This is a genomic window from Ideonella azotifigens (assembly GCF_006519715.1).
GTDB classification, from domain to species: Bacteria; Pseudomonadota; Gammaproteobacteria; order Burkholderiales; family Burkholderiaceae_C; genus Ideonella; species Ideonella azotifigens.
Genome location: NZ_VIDT01000451.1, coordinates 1 through 4623 on the forward strand (window position 1 = coordinate 1; position 4623 = coordinate 4623).

The 4623-nt window shown below is 67.1% G+C and carries 5 protein-coding genes and 1 pseudogene; 4 read left to right on the plus strand and 2 right to left on the minus strand.

Translation table 11 applies throughout. The annotated features are described in order from the left end of the window. The 4 genes from FKP22_RS21665 to FKP22_RS21680 all read left to right on the plus strand — a co-directional run. Positions 1 to 1260: multicopper oxidase family protein (locus tag FKP22_RS21665; RefSeq protein ID WP_141289764.1), on the plus strand; the 1260-nt coding region annotated here is incomplete at its 5' end. A gap of 135 nt (positions 1261 to 1395) precedes the next feature. After that, positions 1396 to 2325, plus strand: coding sequence for a hypothetical protein (locus tag FKP22_RS21670; RefSeq protein WP_141289765.1), 930 nt, complete (start codon positions 1396 to 1398; stop codon positions 2323 to 2325). Positions 2326 to 2407: 82 nt separating this feature from the next. Further along, positions 2408 to 2815, plus strand: a complete 408-nt coding sequence (locus tag FKP22_RS21675; protein WP_141289766.1) for a hypothetical protein — start codon at positions 2408 to 2410, stop codon at positions 2813 to 2815. After that, complete coding sequence (locus FKP22_RS21680) at positions 2812 to 3648, plus strand: leucine-rich repeat domain-containing protein (protein WP_141289767.1); 837 nt, start codon at positions 2812 to 2814, stop codon at positions 3646 to 3648. Before FKP22_RS21675 ends, FKP22_RS21680 begins: the two co-directional genes overlap by 4 nt. A 9-nt stretch (positions 3649 to 3657) precedes the next feature. On the opposite strand, the gene FKP22_RS21685 is transcribed toward FKP22_RS21680, so the two are convergent. Further along, the gene (locus FKP22_RS21685; protein ID WP_141289768.1) at positions 3658 to 4161 is read right to left on the minus strand and encodes a GNAT family N-acetyltransferase; all 504 of its coding nucleotides are present in this window, start codon (positions 4159 to 4161) and stop codon (positions 3658 to 3660) included. Next, positions 4158 to 4623 (minus strand): annotated as a pseudogene (locus tag FKP22_RS32415) (winged helix-turn-helix domain-containing protein); the annotation flags it as partial. The gene FKP22_RS21685 and the pseudogene FKP22_RS32415, both read right to left, overlap by 4 nt.

The following is a 4623-nucleotide window of genomic DNA, read 5'->3' on the forward strand; positions in this document are numbered from 1 at the left end:
CCGAGCGGCCGGCCGTTCAACCCGGTCGTCACGCTCAACGGCTGGTCCTTGCCCTGGCGCATGAAGAACAACGTCAAGGAATTCCACCTGGTGGCCGAGCCGGTGGTGCGAGAACTCGCGCCTGGCATGAAGGCCAGGCTGTGGGGCTACAACGGCACCAGCCCTGGTCCGACCATTGAGGCCGTCGAAGGCGACCGCGTGCGTATCTTCGTCACCAACCGCCTGCCCGAACCCACCAGCACGCACTGGCACGGCCTGATCATCCCTTCGGGCATGGACGGCGTGACCGGCCTCACACAGCCTGCCATCGCCCCCGGCAAGACCTATGTCTACGAGTTCGTGATGAACCATTCAGGTACCTACATGTACCACCCGCATGCAGACGAAATGCTGCAGATGGCCATGGGCATGATGGGCCTCATCATCGTGCACCCGAAAGACCCGCGCCAGCACCGCGTGGACCGCGACTTCGCCTTCCTGCTGGCTGCCTACGACATCCAGCCCGGCGCCGCCACGCCCAGCGTCAACACCATGCTGGACTTCAACCTCTGGACCTGGAACAGCCGCGTCTTCCCGGGCATCGACCCGCTGGTCGCCCGCACCGGCGACCGCGTGCGCATCCGCGTCGGCAACCTGACAATGACCAACCACCCGATGCACCTGCACGGCCACCGCTTCGAGGTCACCGGCACCGACGGCGGCTGGGTGCCACCCTCGGCCCGCTGGCCGGAAGTGACGACCGACGTGGCCGTCGGCCAGATGCGCGCGCTGGAGTTCAACGCCGTGGCCGGCGACTGGTCGCTGCACTGCCACAAGTCCCACCACACGATGAACGCGATGGGCCACGACGTGCCCACGATGATCGGCGTGGACCAGCGCGCCGCCACCGAAAAGATCATCCGCCTGCTGCCCGACTACATGCAGATGGGCGACAAAGGCATGCACGAGATGAGCGAAATGGAAATGCCGCTGCCCGACAACACCCTGCCCATGATGACCGGCCAAGGCCCCTTCGGCGCCATCGGCATGGGCGGCATGTTCAGCGTCCTCAAGGTCCGCGACGACCAGAAGCCCGGCGACTACCGCGACCCTGGCTGGTTCAAACATGCAGCCGGCACACAGGCCAGGGAATACACCGGTGAGCTGCCAGTGCCGGTGCGCGGTGCGGCGCCGCAGGCGGAGGCCAACCTGCCCGAAGCACGCAAGCCCATGGAACATGGCGGGCATGAAGGGCACATGGGCCACGACATGGGGCATTGAGCTGCAGGCGCATCGTGCGCGGTGCCGGGGGCCTGCCGGGGCCGGTCTATGATGCGCCGCTCGGCCACGCCGGCCACGATTACCCTCGTGCGTAGGCGTCCGCAGCGTCCAGTCAACTCCTACCGGTACGACGCCATGCTGTTCAAGACTCTCCGCATCGAACGCCGATGCGCCCGCGCCGCCACCTTGCTGGCCCTGTCCGCACTGCTGACCACGGCGGCTCACGCCGCCGACTTCGGCTACACGCTGCTCCATGTGGACGGCGGCCTGGCCACCCAGGCGTCGGGCATCACCGCCGACGGCACCATCGTCGGCAGTTACCAGCAGCCGCAAGGCCAGAGCGTGGTGATCCGGCCCTTCAGCTACCGAGACGGCATGTACCGCAAGCTTCCAGCGGTCGAGCCTGCTGTCTACAGCTTTGACGATGTCAACGACAAGCGCCACCTGGTGGCCAACCTGACCCACCGGGACCGGTCCTCGCAGGCCCTGCTCATCCGGGGCAAGCAGAAGACCGCGATCGAAGTCCCCGGCGCCGTGATGACGCGTGTCGATGCGCTCAACAACCTCGACACCGTGGTTGGCTCCTACGACCACGACCCCGATCAGTACGGCATCCTCACCACCAGCGGCTTTCTCTGGACCGAGGCTGGCGGCGTCGTGCCGTTCGACGCGCCCGGTGCGGTGGGCCTGACCATCCCCTGGGGCCTGAACAAGGCGGGCACCGCCGTGGGCGTGTACATCGACGCGGACTCCGTCTATCACGGCTTCGTGCGCGGCGCCGGCGGCACCGTGACCACGCTGGACTACCCCGGGTCGCCCTACACGCAGCTGATGGACATCAACGACAGCGGCGACATCGTCGGCTTCTACCAGGACCCGGTCGATTACATCATCAGAGGCTTCCTGTACCGCGCCGGCAAGTTCATCCCGGTCGGCCCGGCCGAAGCCACGCAGGGCGCGTACCCGTGGCGCATCGCGGCCAACGGCCGCATTGTCGGCTGGTACGCGAACGACCAGGGCCTGGTGAACAGCTTCCTCGCGACGCCTTCGACTGTGGGGGAATGAGGCAGCGGTGCGCCGGGAGGGCGCCCATGCAAACGCCTGGCAGGCGCCAGAATCGTGTTTCCTCCCATCTGTCGCCACGCCCATGCTGCCTGCCATTGCCGCTGTGCTGAGTGTCGAGATGCTCCGGGAGGGCGGCTCGCTGGAGGCGCGCTTCCAGGGCATCGACGGCAGTCGCCACTGCCTCCACTTTCCTCTGCTTTCGGCACGTGGGCCCAACAATGAGTTCCTGCGCTTGGGCTACGCAAAGCCAGTGGTGTTCCAGCGCGTGGAGTATTGGGAAGGCACCCGGCGAGGGTGGCATTCAGTGCACGAGGTTGAAATCTCCTGGCCCCACGCGACGGTGTTGCTGCGCCAGATGCGCAACCACATTGACAGCGAAATGGACGCGCGCTGGTTGATGGCGATGGAAGAGGCCGCTGCAAGCGAAGGCGAGCTGCCCGGCGGCATCGAACCCGTGCTGCAGCCAGCAGCGCGCCGAGCCGGCACGTGAGCAGTGATGTGCAGGGCGCCTCGGCGGTCAGCTTCGTCGGCGAGGTGGACGAGCTGTCCGCGCGGCGCTTGGCGACGTTGGGGCCGGTCCGGCAGATCTCGCTGACCCACATTCCGCTGGTGACCGTGCGGCAGGCCCGCCGCCTGCAGGTCGTGACCTCGGTCGAGCAAATCTGGCTTTGGTGCGATGTGACCCGTCTGGCGCTGAATCAGATTGTTCAGCTGCCGGGGCTCAGGCAGTTGGACGTGCTGCGCGTCGTGGCGCAAGGCCAGCGGCTTCGAGGCTTTGGCAAGGCAGCTGACCTGCAGGTGCTGAATGCCAATCTGTCCTTGACTGCGCAGGACCTGCTGGCGGTGTGTGAATGCCAGTCGCTGCGGGTGCTGGGCATCCAGGGCGCGGAGCTGACCCTCGCCTCGTTTGCCGCGGTCGCCTCGCTGCCGGCGTTGCGCTCGCTGGACCTGGAAGCCACGGCGTTCGACGACCGCATGGCCCGCTGGCTCGGCCGCGAGGCACACTTGGCCTCACTGGACCTCGGCGGCACGCGCATGACCGCCGCAGGCCTGCGCCATCTGGTCGCGATGCAGTCTCTCCAAGAGCTCGACTTGTGGGCCACGCCACTCACCGAAGCGCACCTGGAACTGCTGACCGAACTGCCCGAGCTGCGCTACGTCTCACTGGGTGGCTACGAACACCAGGCGTCGCTGGACCCGGAGCGCGTGACACGCTTGCTGCTGCGGCTGCAGCGTTTGCAGCGCGCCTGGCTCGACGGCATTGTGCTGAACGATGGGCAGCGGGCGGCACTGCGAGAGCGCGGCATCTCGCTGCGTTGCTGAGTCCCGCACTCAGGCCAAATCTCGCTCCATCCACATCGAGCGGATGCTGCGCCCGTGCTTCACGGCGTAGTCGTGGAAGGTGCCGACTTCGGTGAAGCCGAGTTTGCGGTGAAGGGCCAGCGAGGCTTCGTTGGGCAGGGCGATGCCGACCACGGCCTTGCGCAGTTCGTGCGGCGCGAGGAAGGCGAACAGGGTTTGGTAGAGCTGTTCGCCGTGCCGGCGGCCCGTCTGGCCGGGGGCGACGTAGATGCTGGTCTCGATGGTGAAGCGGAAGGCCGGATGGGCGCGATAGGGCTGGCTGCAGGCGCAGCCGAGCAGTTGGTCGCCGTCCATGGCCAGCCAGAGCTGGTGCGGCGAGCCCGGATCGAAGACGGCGAGCCATGACCGCATGTCCTGCTCGGACAGCAGTACTTCGTCGAAGGTGGCGAAGGAATTTGCGACGTAGTGGTTGCGAAGCACCCGCAGGGCATCGATGTCCGAGTGGGCGGCCGGGCGGATCGCGTGGTGGCTCATTTCTGTCCGCCCCAGGCCGCTGCCAGCGCCCGACCCACTTTTGCCGCAATGTCATCCTGAATCGCCAGCACGTCGGTCGCCTGGCGGTCGTAGGTTTCGGACCAGAGTTGGGTGGCGTCGCTGGCGCGGACGAGGCGGGCGGTGACGCGCAGGGTCTGGCCGGATTTGCGCACGCTGCCTTCGAGCACGTAGGCCACGTCCAGTGCGTGGGCGATCTCGGGGATGGTGGCTTGCTTGTCCTTGTAGAAGAAGGTCGAGGTGCGGGAGGGCACGCGCACGCCGGGCAGGTGGGCCAGGCTTTCGATCAACTGCTCGGTCATGCCGTCGGCGAAGGGCTCTTCATCCATCGCGTTGGTGAGGTCCAGGAAGGGCATCACGGCGACCGAGGTGCCGGGCGCGCTGTGCCATGGCGCCCACCAGGCCAGGCCCAGCGTGAGTGCGAGCAGCAGGATGGCCAGGGCG

Coding starts and splice junctions, on each gene's coding strand:
- FKP22_RS21670 (WP_141289765.1), top strand. CDS start 1,396: ATGCTGTTCAAGACTCTCCGCATCGAACGCCGATGCGCCCGCGCCGCC.
- FKP22_RS21675 (WP_141289766.1), top strand. CDS start 2,408: ATGCTGCCTGCCATTGCCGCTGTGCTGAGTGTCGAGATGCTCCGGGAG.
- FKP22_RS21685 (WP_141289768.1), bottom strand. CDS start 4,161: ATGAGCCACCACGCGATCCGCCCGGCCGCCCACTCGGACATCGATGCC.